Here is a 16,894-nt window from a genome sequence, read left to right on the forward strand (position 1 = left end):
ACCGCTCAGGTGGTCCCTTCCACCTGGCAACCGACACGTGTTCGAGGTGTATGGGGGTAGCAGCGAGGGCCACTGCGGCGTGGACTGGTAGGTGCACTGGCCGTAATCCGTCAAAGTGTTGTTTACGACCGTGACTACGAGATCATTACCCGGCCCCGCAGCACCGGAGAAGTCGACCTCTGTGGGTTGGGTCGCGTGCGCGGTTCCCGCACCAAAAAGCAGCAGCGCGGGTGTCGCTACGGCGGCTGCGGCGAGCGCCGAGGCGACCAGTTTCTTCTTGCGGTTGTTGGCGGTGTACATGATGTGTTCCTTTCTGTGGTGACGGTCCCGGGTGGGCCGCTCTCACAGGTATGAGCAGCGACCCCCCGCCTGCCGGACAGTTTTGTGTGAACTTTTTGTGGACCTTCTTGGACTGGTCACGACAGCAGCGTGACAGCGTCGGAGCCGCACCACCTGAGTAGTCGGCTACTCAAATTCATCGACGTTCGCTACGCAGCCCAGGTAGTACGCAAAAGCTGCGGGGTGTTCGCCACCCTTGTCGCCCGGCGCCGCTGGAACTCGGTGGCAGGCCGCTGGTGCATATGCGCTCAGGGCACAGATGCAACCATGCTTGTGCTGAGCCGCCTACTTAGGACAGTGCTGGCGGCCCTTTTGACATCGCGCTGGCGGGCGCGGTGCTGTGCTGAAGCGGGCATGAGATAACCAACCAGACGGGCGGCCGCAGCGCCCCAATGTCTGGATCGGCGGTCAAGCGAGGATATTTCCATGCATAGCCCTCGCGAACGACCTGCTCAGAGGCATATATGGCACAGCGTTCGCTCATGCCTACCCAGCGAGGTCGTATCCGAGAGCCCGACGGAACTAGTGCGGCGTGTCCAAAGTCATTTGACAGTGTGATTTGGGATAATCGTGCATGCGCATAGCTCCGCTGGGATTGCGGGACGGGGATCGGGAGAAATTGGTGTCGTTGACCAGGTCCTCGACGGTGACGGCCGGGGCGGCGCAGCGGGCACGGATCGTGCTGCTGGCCGCCGAGGGTGTGTCGAACACCGAGATCGCTTCGCGCACCGGGGTTTCGCGCCCAACGGTGATCGCCTGGCGGGCGCGTTATGAGAAGTCGGGGATCGGCGGGTTGGTTGACCGGGCGCGGTCGGGGCGTCCGCGCAGCCTCGATCACGGCGAGATCGTGTCGGCGACGTTGACGCCGCCGCCAGCCAAACTTGGCGTCACGCATTGGAGTTCGCGGCTGTTGGCCAACCACTTGGGGATCAGTTTCTCGGCGGTGGCCAAGGCGTGGCGCGAGTACCGCATCCAGCCGTGGCGGGCCGAGACGTTCAAATTCTCCACCGACCCCGAACTGGTCGCCAAGGTCACCGACGTCGTCGGGTTGTATCTGGCCCCGCCCGAGAACGCCGTCGTGTTGTGCGTCGACGAGAAATCCCAGATCCAGGCGCTGGACCGCACCCAGCCGATGTTGCCGATGCAACCCGGCCGAGCAGAGCGGCACACCCACGACTACGTCCGCCACGACACCACGACCCTGTTCGCCGCGTTGGAGATCGCCACCGGCCAGGTCACCGGTGTGTGCCAGGACCGCCACCGCCACCAGGAATTTCTTCGATTCCTCAAACACCTCGCCCGCGCCTACCCCGACCAGCAGCTGCATTTGGTGATGGACAACTACGCAGCCCACAAACGCGTCGAGATCCGCGACTGGCTCACTGCCAACCCCCGCGTCCACGTCCATTTCACCCCCACGTCGGCATCGTGGCTCAACCTTGTCGAGGTCTGGTTCGGCATCATCGAACGCCAAGCCATCCATCGCGGCACCTTCGGCAACGTCCGCGAACTCACCACCGCGATCAAGACGTTCATCGCCGGCTGGAACAACCGCGCCCACCCATTCGTCTGGACCAAAACCGCCGATCAAATCCTCACAAAAGCCGACCGTCAACCAACTTCAAACACGGTCCACTAGGTCTGTCATCTGGTTGTCCTTGTTGTGCGCCGAGCTGCACCGCATTCTCCGACACTGACAGCCGCCGGCGCACAAACTCGGCATCGGCCACCCGCAACCCGATCGCTTCGATTGGGTGCATAACAATTATGAACGAAATGTTCAGTTCGTGGTGGCACTTCCGTCGCTACTGCGTCATTGGATGACGGCGTCCGACGCAAACTCAATGAGGTACGCGCCACTTTGGCTCCCGTCATGAGATTGGCCCGCAGGACACACTCCCTGGGTCAAATGCCCGGCGAAAAAGAGCCCCTGACACTTGTGATACCAACGCCAATTCTCTTGGCCCACAGGGAAGCTTAGACCGTCATCAAAAACGATTGCGTAATCCCCACTAGGGCTTGCGTCATGAGATTGGCCTGCGGGGCACACGCCCTGGGTCGGATTCCCGGAGAAGAACATTCCCTCGCACTTATGACACCATTGCCATGAAACTTGGTAACCGCTTGTTGACATGATTCAGTGATCCTTTCAAGATTGTGCTACTTAGCCCAAGTTATTCCACAAAAAACGAAAGCCGAGATTAGGAAGAATGCAATGAATTCCTAACCCTCTAGTGGTTCTAGGCATGTGGGGTTTTTGGCTTTTCCCGATTGTGGCTGTGCCCACCGCTTGCCAATCAACGTCGAAGGCGCCGTCCGGATTGAGTGCCGTCGCGGCTGCTGTAACGGCAGTGTGAAATCTCCTATGTCTGTTACTCCTCGTCTACTTCCCCTCGCTGGGGCCGAGCCCCTGGGGAGTGCTCGCTCCGGCGCACGAGGCAACCGGTTGATGCGCATGGGTGCAGCGTGAAAACAGCCGTGTGACTTGGCCAACGCCCAGCTAGGTGTGGCCCACGGTTCGGCCATGCGTGTCCTCCTTGTACTGCGGCAAGAACCATTGGGCGTCGACCACTATGGATTGGGCAGGAGTGCGGTCCGCTGAGCGGACCGGGATGCGCCGGATTAGAACAGTCTTGCCTGGACCTTTGACGTGGCGCTGGCGGCCCGCCGTGCTGCGGTTGGCGGCCCAGGCCGTGACGGCCGCGGCCCAGTTCCCTGAATTCTGCTATTACGCGACGTTTGCCGTAACAAGGTCCCAAGCAGAGGAACCTGCCCGCGCTGCCGCACGGGGCACAAAAAGCGCCGACGCCGAAATCGTTGTGTACCAAGGATCTTCACGCCTTGCTTCTCGCGGACGGGTGCCGGCCCATCGAGCAGACTGCACCCCTCGGCCAGCGCGGTCCCGTACGTCACAGCTCCGCACTCACACCGCCACGGACCGTCACGTCTTGTCGGACAGGTTGTCCTGCGGCAGATGTACTACCCTGCCGCGACCTGCTTCCTGCCGTACACCCGCTCCATCATCGCCGTGTCTGTGTACTGCTGTACCCGTACCGTCTTGCCGTCGCGGAGGGTCAACACCTGGGCGCCTTGACCTCTTTGGTCGCCGACTGCCACTTCGGTTAGCGCGACGACCATGTCGCCGTCGGCGAGGAAGCGGAGGTGCTTGACCGTCGGCGACTTTTCGCCCAACCGGCTGAGGTACTCATCGACTTCACGTTTGCCGTGATAGGTACCGCTGATGGTGCTGTCGCCCGGTTGGACCCATTCGATGTTGTCGTCGAAGAGGCTCATCAATGTTTCGATGTCACCGGTGGAGAAGGCTTCGTAACCCTCCTTGACGATCTCGATGTTCCGGTCTGTCTGCTCTGACATCTGTCGACTCCCTTCTGTGCGGGTCCGATGTTTCGGCCGCGACGGGATCGGCCGGTCGGGGAGTCGCCGTGGTCGGCTCTCGGATCAGTCACACCATTCGCCGCCGCGTCGAATGTAAGCCTTCGCGCAGCGGATTTATAGATAATTAGCAGGAATGGAGTCGTGGACTACTTGCCGTCTTCGAGCTGCTGCAACTGGCCAATGCGTCGCCAGGTCAACCGCATCAGGTTCAAATCGTCGCCGGTGGTGTTCAATCGCCCACCTGACGCAAAAACCTCATCAGGAAATTATCTCCTACAGCCGACCCAGTACGCGGCGGCGGCTGGAAGTCAGGCCAGAGCCTCGGCACCACCCCTCACACCCAGGGCAGGGCTGTTCGTGGCTCTACGGGGCTCTCAGGCCCCGTTTTTGGGGCGTCTGCCCGACGCTGCCGATGAACCCCGGCGCGCAGACCGACCCGTGGCCCGGCACCGGTGGTCGCGAGTTCCCTTGCGACCCGCACGCCACGATGAACATTTGCACCCCGGCCTCCAATTCAACAGCCCGACAACTGGTGCCGTACTAGGCGGTTTCGACATCAGCCGAGGCATTGATGCTCCTGATGATCTTGACCAGTACGGGCAGCGCGTCCGAAGGCCCACGACTGGCATCCCCGAACCCGGCCGCTGTGCGAGACGCTTTCACGACGTCTCACGCAGAACGCGTGTCCGCTGCGATGCAGACCTGATCGCAGCGGAGGTTCTTACGGTGCCGAGGGCGCGCCCAACCCTGACCGCACTGCAGACCGCACCGGGCGCCGTGGCGATGCCACCCGTGATGGATCAATTTCGGCGTGACACGGCGGTCCTCTGGGGGGTCCGTGGCGCGGGGTCTTGCGGCATCTACGATTCGCTGCATCACGCTGGGTGAATGCGCTAAGGTGCGAACCAGGTGAGCTGGGAAGACTGGTCGGCGTTCATGCGTCCGGCTGCCTAAGGGGTTCCTGTGCGAGCGATCCGCCTCCCTTCGACTTCCGCCACCATCGACGCGCGTTCGGCGGGTGAATTCTGATGCCCGGCTACGCGTATCTGCAGGCGGATTGGCGCCGCGAAGCGGTTCGCACCAACCTGTGGGTGGTGCCGGCGGCGGAGGCTTTGGTGGTGTTGGGCCTGTTCGTTGGCACCTATGCGTTGGACCGGGCCGCCTACCGAGGCGATCTGCACCTGCCGGGGTGGGTGCTCAGCGGGACCGCCGATACCGCCCGCCAGATCCTGACCGCCATCGCCGCGGCAATCATCACCGTGGTCGGCATCGTTTTTTCGATTACCATCGTGGCATTGACGCTGGCGTCGACCCAGTTCGGTCCGCGGATGCTGCGCAACTTCATTCGTGACCGGGGAACGCAGCTCACGCTCGGGACGTTCGTTGCGACCTTCTTCTATGCGGTCCTCGCGCTGGTCTCCATCGGCGGCGGTCCGCGCGGCGACTTCGTGCCGCACCTGTCCATCACGGTGGCGCTGGCCTTGACGCTCGTCGATCTGGCGCTGTTGATCTATTTCATCAATCACATCGCCACCGCGATCCAGCTACCGCAGGTGATCGCGGGCATCGCCGGCGATCTGGCCAGGGAAATCGACGCTCGGGGCAGTGGCGACCGCTCGACCGGGTTCGCAACCGCCAGAGGCCCATCCAGCGAGGAGTTGCTGCGCAGAATCGAGGAATCCGGCGCCGTCATCCGGACGCCGGCGAGCGGGTATTTGCAGGTCATCCGACACGACTCGCTGCTCAAGATCGCCACGGCGGCCGGGGCGGTCATTCATCTGCCCCACCGGCCTGGGCATTTCCTGGTGCGCGGGCAGGCGTTGGCGGGTGTTTGGCCCGCCGAAGCCGCCGAGTACGTCGGCGAGAATCTGCAGCGCGGCCATGTCACCGGCCCCTACCGCACGCTCACCCAGGACATATCGTTTGGCTTCGACCAACTGGTCGAGATCGCCCTGCGCGCGCTTTCAGCGGCCGTCAACGACACCTTCACGGCGTTGACGTGCATCGACTGGCTCGCCGATTGCTTGTGCCGCATCACCGTCGGATGGCACCCGCAACGGATCCGGCGCGACGACACCGGCCACATCCGCGTGATCACCCACGAGGCCGATTTCGGCAGGCTCATCGAGCGAGCATTCGAAAAGATCCGCCAGTCCGGCGAGGGGATGCCGGCGGTGATGATCCGACAACTCGACGCGCTGGCAAAAATTATGGAACAAACCTCACACCCGGCTATGCGCGGGAACCTGCTTCACCAAGCCGACATGATCCAGCGCGCCAACCTGCGTTCGGTTCGCGAACCCGCGGATCGCGCGGACGTGACGCGCCGCTACGACGCCGTCGTCGCGCTGTTCACTCAGCCTGAGGCCGCTTTCACCATCAACGCCGTCGGCTCCCCTTCGTTCACTGTGTAAGGGCTGGCAGACACACAGTTGCATCAAGGGGACCGGCCCGGCTTACCCACTAGCAGGACCCACAAGCGCAGTCGCGGCGGTGAGTGGCCAGTTCGTCGAGGACCTCTCTGATCATGGCCATGGTGATGGCCTCATCCCCAAATCTCTGATAGACGGCTAAGCCGACAACCTGCGTGGGCGGGAGACAAGGACACCAACGCAGCCTATCCTTCGGCCTCCGCAGGAGGCCAAATCGGGGGAGAACTGGCACGTATCTGGCACGCGATCAGCACGCCTCCCCCAAAACCGTGTCTGACCTGCACTGATGCGATATTGTGTATCTGATGGCCAACCTGATCAACGCCGAGCGCGTCACCGTCTCCTACGGCACGCGGACACTGCTGCGTGACGTCAGCCTGGGAATCGACGATGGCGACGCGATCGGCGTGGTGGGCCGCAACGGCGACGGCAAGACCACGCTGTTGCAGACCCTGACCGGCGGGCGGGCGCCCGACTCCGGGCGCGTGACCCACACCGCGGGCCTCTCCGTGGGATACCTGCGCCAGGCCGACGATTTCGCGGCGATCGACACCGTTCGCGACCTCATCGTCGGGGGCAGGCCCGACCACATCTGGGCCGCCGAACCGACCACGCGGTCCGTCGTGGAGCACCTGCTCAGCGGGGTGGACCTTGACGCGGCGGCCGGCCGGCTCAGCGGCGGTGAGCGCCGTCGCGTCGCGCTGGTCGCCGTGTTGCTGGGTGGCCATGACGTACTGGTGCTGGACGAGCCGACCAACCACCTCGACGTGGAGGCGATCGAGTGGCTGGCGGGCCACCTGACCGCTCAGCGGTCACTGGCATTGGTAGTGGTCAGCCATGACCGGTGGTTCCTGGATGCGGTGTCCACGCGAACCTGGGAGGTCCACGACGGCGTGGTGGATGGCTACGACGGCGGCTACGCGGCCTACGTGCTGGCCCGCGCCGAACGTATGCGCCAGGCGGCGGGCGCGGAGGTCCGCCGCGGCAATCTGATGCGCAAGGAGCTGGCGTGGCTGCGTCGCGGGCCGCCCGCACGCACGTCGAAGCCCAGGTTCCGAATCCAGGCCGCCAATGCGTTGATCGCCCACGAACCGCCGCCGCGCGATTCGCTTGCGCTGCAACGTTTCGCGACCACCCGCCTGGGAAAAGACGTGTTCGACCTCCACCACGTTCGGTTGGAGGTCGGCGACCGCGTCGTGCTGGATGACGTCGACTGGTCGATCGGGCCCGGCGCGCGCATCGGGCTGGTCGGCGTCAACGGCACCGGCAAGACGTCGGTGCTGCGTCTGCTGGCCGGGGAGAGCGAGCCGACGGCCGGGACGGTCAAACGAGGCCGAACGCTGCGGATCCGGCACTTGAGCCAGGGCCTCGGCGACCTGGCCGGGTCCGGCCGGGTGCTCGACGCCGTCGAAGGCCGGCGTCGTATCACGCAACTGGCCGGTGGCCGGCAAGCCAGCGCCGCCACGCTGCTGGAGGACTTCGGGTTCACGGGCGAGAAACTCACCGCGCGGGTCGACGACCTGTCCGGCGGCGAGCGGCGGCGGCTGCAGTTCCTGCGCCTGCTGCTCGACGAACCCAACGTGCTGCTGCTCGACGAGCCCACCAACGACCTCGACATCGAGACGCTCACCGTCATCGAGGACTACCTCGACGGCTGGCCCGGCACGCTGATCGTGGTGACCCACGACCGCTACTTCCTGGAGCGGGTCACCGACGTCACATACGCGCTGAGCGGCGACGGGCGGTGCGAGCTGCTGCCGGGCGGCATCGACCAGTACCTGGCGTCGCGCCGCGAGGCGGCTGTCCCGACGGCCGCGACCGCCGAGCGCGCGGAGTCCGCCGGCGCCCGCGCGCATCGCATCCGGAAAGAATTGGCACGCCTCGAGACTCAGCTCGGCAGAATCGACGAGCAGATCGCGGGCCTGCACCAGCTGATGGCGGCCGCGGCGCACGACCATGTCCGGCTGCGCGAGCTGAACGCCGAGCTCAACGAGGTGCTGCGGCGCAAAGAAGACCTGGAAGAGGCATGGCTGGCCGCGGCGGACGAGTAGCGGCCCGTCACTCCCGGTCCGGGAGGTCGACCACCAGGCCGGCGTCCCACGCGCGCTGCATCAGCTGGATCACGTCGATGTCGAGAGCGTCCTCGAACTGCGGTCTGGTCATCAGGTCCTCGATGTAGTCGAGCACCTGATCAGCGACGGTTGCTTCGACACCGCCGACGCAGTCGACCACGCGCGCGGCGGTGCCGACCGGCTCGATGGCCGTGCGGATGTTTTCCGGGTTGAGGTCCTCGATCTCGACATTCACGTTGCACGGTTGCTTCAGGCGCAGCCGCAGACGCGCCTGCACCTGCACCGCGCCGCGGTAGCGGGTGCTGCTCTTGCCCACCTGCACTTCCACCGACAGCGAGATCGGAACCGTGACGACCTGATGCCAGTCGGCATCGTCCGACATCGCGACGTGAACCTGCCCGCGGGTGGCGTACGCCGTCGCCGATGCCATCCCGCCGGGGCCGACGGGCAGCGGACCGATCGAGAAGTCGTCGCCGACAAGCCGCGCCACCACGGCGCCCACCCGGTGCGGCGGCGCGGCGGCGATCAGAACGAGGTGGGTGAACTCCTCCGGCGTCAGATCAGTCACGATGTCTTAGCCTTGCACGCAGCTTCGCGGTGCTGTCCCGGACCCCGGCCAACTGTTTTGCCACCTGGACGGGTGCGGTGCCGCCGCGGGCGTCGCGCGAGGCAACCGAGCCTTCGATGCTGAGTACGTCGCGAACCTGCGAGGTCAATTCCGGGTGGATCGCCGTGAGTTCGTCGTCGGTGAGATCTTCCAGCCCCACGGCGCGGGCCTCCGCAGCGCGCACGGCAGCGCCGGCGGCTTCGTGGGCGACGCGGAACGGCACGCCGCGGCGCACCAGCCATTCGGCCATGTCGGTGGCCAGCGTGTGACCGGCGGGCGCCAGCGCCGCCATCCTGTCGATGTCGAACCACAGCGTGCTGACCAGCCCTGCCATCGCGGGCAGCACCAGTTCGAGCTGGGCCACCGAGTCGAACACCGGTTCCTTGTCCTCTTGCAGGTCCCGGTTGTAGGCCAAGGGCTGTGCCTTCAGAGTGGCCAGCAGGCCGGCCAGGTTCCCGATCAGCCGGCCGGACTTGCCGCGAGCCAGCTCGGCGATGTCAGGGTTCTTCTTCTGCGGCATGATCGAGCTGCCGGTCGACCACGCGTCCGACAGCGTGATGTAGCCGAATTCCGTTGTGTTCCAGATGATGATGTCCTCGGCGAGCCGTGACAGGTCGACGGCGATCATCGCGAACACGAACGCGGCCTCGGCGGCGAAGTCGCGCGCGGCGGTCGCGTCGACTGAGTTGTCGGCGGCTGCTTTGAAACCGAGTTCGTCGGCGATCGCGTCGGGGTCCAGCCCCAGCGACGAGCCGGCCAGCGCGCCGGAGCCGTACGGCGACATCGATGCGCGCCGGTTCGCGTCCAGCAGCCGGTCGACGTCGCGCAGCAGCGGATGGGCGTGCGCGAGCAGGTGGTGGGCCAGCATGATCGGCTGCGCCGACTGCAGGTGCGTCTTGCCCGGCATGATCGCGGTCGGATGGGCGGCGGCCTGGGTGGCCAAGGCGTCGACCACGGCGAGGGTCGCTTCGCCGACCCTGTCCACCGCGTCGCGCAGCCACATCCGGAATAACGTTGCGATCTGGTCGTTTCGGGAGCGCCCGGCCCGCAGGCGGCCACCCAGTTCGGCGCCGACCCGGTCGATCAGCCCGCGCTCCAGCGCCCCGTGCACGTCCTCGTCGGTGTCTGCCGGGTTGAAGCGGCCTGACACGACGTCCGCACCGAGGCTGTCCAGTGCCGCCAGCAGTCCGTCACGCTGCTGCTCGGTCAGCAGCCCGGCACGAAACAGCACGCGCGCATGAGCCTTTGACGCGGTGATGTCGTACGGCGCCAGCACCCAGTCGAAATGCGTCGACTTGCTCAGCGCGGCCAGCGCCGGCGCGGGCCCGTCGGCGAACCGGCCGCCCCACAGCGACCCCTCGTTGGTGGTCATGTCTGCAGGTCGCGGCGCGCGGCGATCCTGGACGACAGGCCGTGCACATGCACGAAGCCCTTCGCGTTGGATTGGTCGAACGTGTCGCCCTCGTCATAGGTGGCCAGGTTGAAGTCGTAGAGCGATTCGCGGCTGCGCCGTCCGTTGACGGCGATGTGCCCGCCGTGCAACACCATGCGGATCTCGCCCGATACACGCTCCTGCGTCTTCGCGACGAAGGCCTCCAACGCCGATTTCAGCGGCGAATACCAGAGCCCGTCGTACACCAACTCCGCCCAGCGCTGGTCCGTTTGCCGCTTGAACCGGCCCAGTTCGCGTTCCAGCGTCACGTGCTCCAGTTCGGTGTGCGCGGTGATCAGCGCCATCGCTCCCGGCGCTTCGTAGATCTCGCGGCTCTTGATACCCACCAGCCGGTCCTCGACGACATCCAGACGGCCGACCCCCTGCGCTCCGGCGCGCCGGTTCAATTCCTCGATCGCCTCGAGCACCGTCACACCGCGGCCGTCGATAGCGATGGGCACGCCGCGCTCGAACCCGACAATGACCTCGTCCGGGCTGGACCAGTTGACTGTGGGATCTTCGGTGTAGTCGTAGACGTCCTTGGTCGGTGCGTTCCAAAGATGTTCCAGGAAGCCCGTTTCCACTGCGCGACCCCATACGTTCTGGTCGACGGAGAACGGCGAACGCTTCGTGACGTTGATCGGGATGCCGTTCTCCTCGGCGAACGCGATCGCTTTCTCGCGAGTCCACGCGTAGTCGCGCACCGGCGCCAGCACCTCGAGATCCGGAGCCAGCGAGGCGAACCCGACCTCGAAGCGGACCTGGTCGTTGCCCTTGCCGGTGCAGCCGTGGGCGACGGTGGCGCCGCCGTGCTTGCGTGCGGCCGCCACCAGGTGCTTGACGATCAGCGGCCGGCTGATCGCCGACACCAGCGGATAACGATCCATGTACAACGCGTTGGACTGGATCGTCGGGACGCAGTATTCCTCGGCGAATTCGTCACGGGCGTCCACGACGACTGCCTCGGCCGCGCCGCAGTCCAGGGCCCGCTGCCGCACGACCTCCATGTCCTCGCCGCCTTGGCCGAGGTCGATCGCGACCGCGACCACCTCACGGCCGGTCTCCTTGCCGATCCAGCTGATCGCGACCGAGGTGTCCAAGCCGCCGGAGTACGCCAGGATGACGCGATCGGGCATGTACGAATCTCCTTGCTAAGTCAGCTCTTCAAACTTGGCGGCCAGCTCCGCGCCCGTCGTCGGTTCGCGTGCGACCACCAGGATCGTGTCGTCGCCGGCGATGGTGCCGACGACGTCCCGCAGCGCGGCACGGTCGATGGCGCTGGCGAGATAGTGCGCCGCGCCGGGCGGTGTGCGCAGCACCGCGAGGTTGCCGCTGGCGTCCGTGGACACCAGCAGCTCGCCCATCAGCCGCGACATCCGTTCTGTGCCGCCCGAAACCCCCCGCACCGGGCTGCCGTCCTCGGGGACGACATAAGCGCCCGCGCCACCGTCCGCGCCGCGCAGCTTGACCGCACCGAGCTCCTCGAGATCACGCGACAGCGTGGCCTGAGTGGCCTCGATGCCCTCGGCCGCCAGCGCCACGGCGAGTTCGCTCTGGCTGCGCACTGCCCGCGACGACAGGATCGCGACGATGCGCGCCTGGCGCCCGGCACGGGTGGCGCTTACTTCCGCAGCCGCGGCCTTGCCCGCGGTCATTTCGCACGCTCCAGAAGCCAGACCAGCAGCGCTTTCTGGGCGTGCAGCCGGTTCTCGGCCTCGTCCCACACCGCGCTGTGCGGCCCGTCGATCACCGCGTCGGTGATCTCATGGCCGCGATGAGCCGGAAGGCAATGCAGCACAACGACATCACGATCAGCCAGGCTGAGCAGCCGCTCGTTGAGCTGGTACGGCCAAAACGGTGCGATCCGGTCCAGACCGTCGTCCTCCTGCCCCATCGACGTCCAGGTGTCGGCGACGAGCACGTCGGCGCCGTCGGCGGCCGCCTCCGGCTCGGCCGTGATTGCGACGGTGGCGCCGGTTTGACGGCCGCGCGCCTGCGCGGCGGCGACGAACTCCGGCTGCGGCTCGAACCCGGGCGGTGCGGCAATCGTCACGTGCACGCCGGCCGTGGCGCCCCCGAGCATCAGCGAGTGCGCCATGTTGTTGGCGCCGTCTCCGAAGTAGGCTAGCCGCAATCCGGTCAGGCCGCCTCTGCGCTCGCGGAGTGTCTGCAGGTCGGCGAGCACCTGGCACGGGTGAAACTCGTCGGAGAGCGCGTTGATGAGCGGCACCGTCGCGGTGGACGCCATCGCGGTGAGTCGCCCCTGGCCGAATGTGCGCCACACGATCGCATCGACGTAGCGGGACAACACCCTTCCGGTGTCCTCCAGCGTTTCGTCGCGCCCCAGTTGGGTGTTGCGCCCGTCGACGACGATCGCATGGCCGCCCAACTGCGCGACGCCGAGCTCGAAAGAGAACCTGGTGCGGGTGGAGTTCTTGTCGAAGATCACCGCCACCCCGCGCGGCCCCTCGAGCGGGCGGCAGCCGAAGGGGTCCTTTTTGAGCTGCGCCGCCAGGTTGAGAACGTCGGACTGCTCATCGGGACTGAGGTCGTCGTCACGAAGGAAGTGCCTCATTCCGACACCGCCTCGAGCACTTTGGGCAGGGCGGCGAGGAACTCGTCGATCTGGGCTTCGGTGATGACAAGCGGCGGCGCCAACCTGATCACGTCGGGCGCGGCGGCGTTGACGAGGAAACCGGCGTCTCGGGCGGCCGCCTCGATGGGCTTTGCCTCGGGCGCGGTCAGCACCATGCCCAGCAGCAGCCCGCGGCCCCGCACGTGATCCACGAGAGGGTGATTCAGCGACTCGACGCCGTGGCTGAGCGACTTACCGAGCCCATCTGCGCGGCTGATCAGGTTGTCCTCGGCCAGCGTCTGCACCACCGCCAGCGCCGCAGCGGCGCAGACCGGGTTGCCGCCGAACGTGCTGCCGTGCAGCCCGGGGGTCAGCAGGCTTGCCGCGGGCCCGACCGCGAGACAGGCCCCGATCGGCAGTCCTCCGCCGAGCCCCTTCGCCACGGTGACCACGTCGGGCGTGACGCCATCGTGCTGATGCGCGAAAAAGGCTCCGGTGCGGCCCATCCCGGTCTGAACCTCGTCGAGCACAAGCAGCGCCCCGTGCCGGGCGGTGATCTCCCGCGCGGCGACCAGGTAGCCGGCGGGCGGGACCACAACGCCGCTCTCCCCCATGATCGGTTCGAGGAAGACCGCGGCGGTGTCGTGGGACACCGCCGCGGCGAGTGCCTCGACATCGCCGTACGGCACGTGCGTGACCTCGCCGGGTAGCGGCTCGAAGGGGGCCTGCTTGGCTGGCTGCCCGGTCAGCGCGAGCGAGCCCATCGTCCGGCCGTGGAAAGCTTCCTGTGCGGCGACGAGTTTGGTGCGACCGGTCAGCCGGGACAGCTTGAAGGCCACCTCATTGGCTTCGGTGCCCGAGTTGCAGAAGAACACCCGTGTCTCGGCGTCGGCACCGAGCTGCTCCACGAGCGCCTCGGCGAGCGCGATCCCGGGTTCGGTGGCGTAGAGGTTCGACGTATGGCCCAGGGTGTTGAGCTGTCGTGTCACCGCCTCGATCACCGCCGGGTGGCGGTGGCCGAGCAGGTTGACCGCGATGCCGCCGAGCAGGTCGAGATAGGACTTGCCGTCGACATCGGTGACCACCGCGCCGTCACCGTGGGCAAGCGCAAGCGGCGGGGTGCCGTAGTTGTCCATCATCACGGCCGACCACCGTTGCAGCAGCGAGGGATTCACGCCTTCACCACCTTTGTCCCGGTTCCCTCGTCGGTGAACAGTTCCACCAGCACGCAGTGCTCGACCCGCCCGTCGATCACATGGGCGCTCGGAACGCCGGACGCGACGGCCCGCAGGCAAGCCTCGATTTTGGGCACCATGCCGGCCTCCAGCGACGGCAGCACCCCGCCAAGCGTCTTGGTGTCGATCTCACTGACCAGCGAATCGCGGTCCGGCCAGCGGGTGTAGAGGCCTTCGACGTCGGTGAGCATCAGCAGCTTTTCGGCCTTCAGCGCTTCGGCGAGCGCGGCTGCTGCGGTGTCGGCGTTGATGTTGTGCACGACACCGTCGGCGTCCGGCGCGATCGACGACACCACCGGGATGCGCCCGGCGGCGATCAAGTCGAGCACCGCGGCGGTGTTCACCGTCGCGACGTCGCCGACTAGGCCGATGTCGGTGTCCACGCCGTCGACGGTCACGCTGCGTCGCACGGCGGTGAACAGCTGGGCGTCCTCGCCGGTGATACCTACCGCGTAGGGGCCGTGCGCGTTGATCAGGTTCACCAATTCCCGGCCCACCTGGCCGAACAGCACCATGCGCGCGACGTCTAGCACCTCCGGGGTGGTGACGCGGAATCCGGCCTTGAAATCACCGGGAATGCCAAGCCTTTTCAGCATCGCGGTGATTTGCGGGCCGCCGCCGTGGATGACGACCGGGTGGATGCCACAGTTGCGCAGGAACACCATGTCCGCGGCGAACGCCTGCCGAAGCGTGTCGTTGGTCATCGCGTTGCCGCCGTACTTGACGACGACGATCTTGTCGTGCAGCGACTTCAGCCACGGCAGGGCCTCGGCCAGCACCTGGGCCTTGACGCCCGGGGTCACGGTGGTCGTTGGAGCCGCTCGGCCTGCGACATCGGATCGGGTCATGAGCTGTAGGCCGAGTTCTCTTCGACGTAGCCGTGGGACAGGTCCGTGGTCCGGATGGACGCGCGCCCGCCGCCTACACCGAGGTCGACGGCGAGATCGATGTCGGCTCCGGTCAGGTCCACGTCACGAGCGCCGGGCGTGCCGACCCCGTCGACGCACACCGGGGAACCGTTGAACGAAACCGTGATTCGGTTGGGGTCGAGGGTTACGGGCGCCATCCCGACGGCTGCCACCACCCGCCCCCAGTTGGGGTCGGAGCCGAACAGCGCGGTCTTGACGAGGTTGTCGCGCGCGATCACGCGGGCGGCCGCCAGTGCGCCGTCGTCGGTTGCGGCGCTGGTGACGGTAACGGTGACGCGCTTGGTAACGCCCTCGGCGTCGGCCTGCAGCTGCGCGACGAGGTCGTCACAGACACGCAGCAGCGCCTCGTCGAGATCGTGTTGGCTTGGTCGATTCTCGCTGGCGCCCGACGCCAGCAGCAGGACCGTGTCATTGGTGGAGCAGCTGCCGTCGATGTCGAGGCGGTCGAAGGTCAGGGCGGCGGCGCGGCGCAGTGCCGCGTCGAGGGCCGCCGCGTCGGCGACCGCGTCGGTGGTGATCGCGCACAGCATCGTGGCCAGCGACGGCGCCAGCATGCCGGCGCCCTTGGCCATGCCGCCGACAGTCCAGTTGTCGGCGTGGTGCAGGGCGACCTGCTTGGGCACGGTGTCGGTGGTCATGATCGCCCGGGCGGCCTCCTCGCCCCCGGTCAATCCGCCGGCCAGTTCGTGCACGATCTCCCGCACGCCGGGTAGCACCTTTCCCATCGGCAGCAGGTCACCGATCAGCCCGGTGGAGCAGACCGCGACCTCGATGGCGCCCGTCTCCGTTCCCCAGTCCGAGAGCGCCGCGGCGACGGCTTCGGCGGTGGCGTGGGCGTCCTGAAAGCCTTGCGGGCCGGTGCAGGCGTTCGCACCGCCGGAGTTGAGGATCACCGCGCGCAGGCGCCCGGTCGTCATCACCTGCTGCGTCCACAGCACCGGCGCGGCCTTGACCTGATTGCGGGTGAACACGCCGGCCGCTGCGTAGTCGGGCCCTTCGTTGAACACCAGGGCAAGGTCCAATGCGCCGGACCGTTTGATACCCGCCGCGATCCCGGTAGCGCGGAATCCCGCCGGGGCCGTGACGCCCTGCGTGCGCACCAGCCGGGTGTGCGCTGACTGGGGGCACCTCCCGCTTGAGGGGGAGCCGGTCACGGCGCCATCCCCACGATGGACAGCCCTTCGGTCTCCGGCCAGCCCAGCGCCAGGTTCATCGACTGGACGGCGGCGCCGCCCGTGCCTTTGACGAGGTTGTCGATCGCGCACACCGCGATGAACATGGCGGCTTCGTCGTCGACTGCGACCGCGAGATGCGCCGCATTGCTGCCGCGCACCGCGCCTGTCCTCGGCAGCTGGCCCTCCGGCAGAAGTTGCACGAAAGGCTCACCACCATAGGCCTTTTCGTAGGCTTCCCGCAACCGCGGCAGTGTCGTCGCGGTGCGCGCGGTGCACGTGGCCAAAATACCGCGCGACATCGGGGCCAGGACCGGGGTGAACGATACATGCACCGCCCGTTCGGTGACGGCCTGCAGGCCCTGCGCGATCTCAGGCGTATGCCGGTGAGCGCCGGCGATGTTGTAGGCGCGGGCCGATCCGATCACCTCGGAACCCAGCAACTCGGCCTTCGCCGTGCGACCGGCACCGGAGGTGCCGCTGACCGCGACGACCGTGAGGGTGGGCTCGACGAGGTTCTCTGCGACCGCGGGCACCAAGGCCAGCAGCGCGGCGGTCGGGTAGCACCCGGGTACCGCGATGCGACGCGCGCCGCGCAGCCGGTCACGGCCGGCGGGAAGCTCGGGCAGCCCGTACGGCCAGCTGCCGGCGTGAGCCGACCCGTAGAACCGCTGCCACGCGTCGGCGTCGGTGAGCCGGAAGTCC

At 66.8% G+C, this 16,894-nt stretch carries 14 protein-coding genes; 3 read left to right on the forward strand and 11 right to left on the reverse strand.

Annotated elements, in window-relative coordinates:
• Positions 1-300 (reverse strand): hypothetical protein (locus VKI00_RS03580; RefSeq protein WP_324435442.1); only part of this gene is annotated, 300 nt, incomplete at its 3' end.
• 613 nt (positions 301-913) lie between these two features.
• Between VKI00_RS03580 and VKI00_RS03585 the strand changes: the two genes are divergently transcribed.
• The gene (locus VKI00_RS03585) at positions 914-1,978 is read left to right on the forward strand and encodes an IS630 family transposase (protein WP_324435444.1); all 1,065 of its coding nucleotides are present in this window, start codon (positions 914-916) and stop codon (positions 1,976-1,978) included.
• A 1,340-nt stretch (positions 1,979-3,318) separates the two neighbouring features.
• Here VKI00_RS03585 and VKI00_RS03590 read toward each other — a convergent pair.
• A complete protein-coding gene (locus VKI00_RS03590) occupies positions 3,319-3,714 on the reverse strand; it encodes a nuclear transport factor 2 family protein (RefSeq protein WP_324435446.1) in 396 nt (131 codons plus the stop codon).
• 1,049 nt (positions 3,715-4,763) lie between these two features.
• On the opposite strand from VKI00_RS03590, the gene VKI00_RS03595 reads away from it, so the two are divergent.
• Both VKI00_RS03595 and VKI00_RS03600 read left to right on the forward strand, forming a co-directional pair.
• Complete coding sequence (locus tag VKI00_RS03595) at positions 4,764-6,149, forward strand: DUF2254 domain-containing protein (RefSeq protein ID WP_324435448.1); 1,386 nt, start codon at positions 4,764-4,766, stop codon at positions 6,147-6,149.
• 323 nt (positions 6,150-6,472) lie between these two features.
• Positions 6,473-8,218, forward strand: a complete 1,746-nt coding sequence (locus tag VKI00_RS03600) for an ABC-F family ATP-binding cassette domain-containing protein (RefSeq protein ID WP_324435450.1) — start codon at positions 6,473-6,475, stop codon at positions 8,216-8,218.
• A gap of 7 nt (positions 8,219-8,225) precedes the next feature.
• On the opposite strand, the gene VKI00_RS03605 is transcribed toward VKI00_RS03600, so the two are convergent.
• The 9 genes from VKI00_RS03605 to argC form a co-directional block, all read right to left on the reverse strand.
• Positions 8,226-8,807 carry a hypothetical protein gene (locus tag VKI00_RS03605; protein ID WP_324435452.1) on the reverse strand — a complete coding sequence of 194 codons (582 nt, stop codon included), beginning with the start codon at positions 8,805-8,807 and terminating at the stop codon, positions 8,226-8,228.
• Positions 8,800-10,218: an argininosuccinate lyase gene (argH, locus tag VKI00_RS03610; protein ID WP_324435454.1), complete on the reverse strand. Its 1,419-nt coding sequence runs from the start codon at positions 10,216-10,218 to the stop codon at positions 8,800-8,802. Before argH ends, VKI00_RS03605 begins: the two co-directional genes overlap by 8 nt.
• Complete coding sequence (locus tag VKI00_RS03615; RefSeq protein WP_324435456.1) at positions 10,215-11,414, reverse strand: argininosuccinate synthase; 1,200 nt, start codon at positions 11,412-11,414, stop codon at positions 10,215-10,217. Before VKI00_RS03615 ends, argH begins: the two co-directional genes overlap by 4 nt.
• Before the next feature lie 15 nt (positions 11,415-11,429).
• Positions 11,430-11,933: an arginine repressor gene (locus VKI00_RS03620; protein WP_324435458.1), complete on the reverse strand. Its 504-nt coding sequence runs from the start codon at positions 11,931-11,933 to the stop codon at positions 11,430-11,432.
• Positions 11,930-12,853 carry an ornithine carbamoyltransferase gene (gene argF, locus VKI00_RS03625; protein WP_324435460.1) on the reverse strand — a complete coding sequence of 308 codons (924 nt, stop codon included), beginning with the start codon at positions 12,851-12,853 and terminating at the stop codon, positions 11,930-11,932. The genes VKI00_RS03620 and argF overlap by 4 nt, the downstream gene beginning before the upstream one ends.
• Positions 12,850-14,028, reverse strand: a complete 1,179-nt coding sequence (locus tag VKI00_RS03630; RefSeq protein ID WP_324435462.1) for an acetylornithine transaminase — start codon at positions 14,026-14,028, stop codon at positions 12,850-12,852. The genes argF and VKI00_RS03630 overlap by 4 nt, the downstream gene beginning before the upstream one ends.
• On the reverse strand, positions 14,025-14,936 hold the full coding sequence (gene argB, locus VKI00_RS03635) for an acetylglutamate kinase (protein WP_324435464.1): 912 nt from the start codon (positions 14,934-14,936) through the stop codon (positions 14,025-14,027). The genes VKI00_RS03630 and argB overlap by 4 nt, the downstream gene beginning before the upstream one ends.
• On the reverse strand, positions 14,933-16,171 hold the full coding sequence (argJ, locus tag VKI00_RS03640) for a bifunctional glutamate N-acetyltransferase/amino-acid acetyltransferase ArgJ (protein WP_324435465.1): 1,239 nt from the start codon (positions 16,169-16,171) through the stop codon (positions 14,933-14,935). The genes argB and argJ overlap by 4 nt, the downstream gene beginning before the upstream one ends.
• Positions 16,168-16,894: N-acetyl-gamma-glutamyl-phosphate reductase (gene argC, locus VKI00_RS03645; RefSeq protein WP_324435466.1), on the reverse strand; the 727-nt coding region annotated here is incomplete at its 5' end. The genes argJ and argC, both read right to left, overlap by 4 nt.

It is taken from the genome of Mycobacterium sp., from assembly GCF_035314665.1.
In the GTDB taxonomy this organism is placed as follows: Bacteria; Actinomycetota; Actinomycetes; order Mycobacteriales; family Mycobacteriaceae; genus Mycobacterium.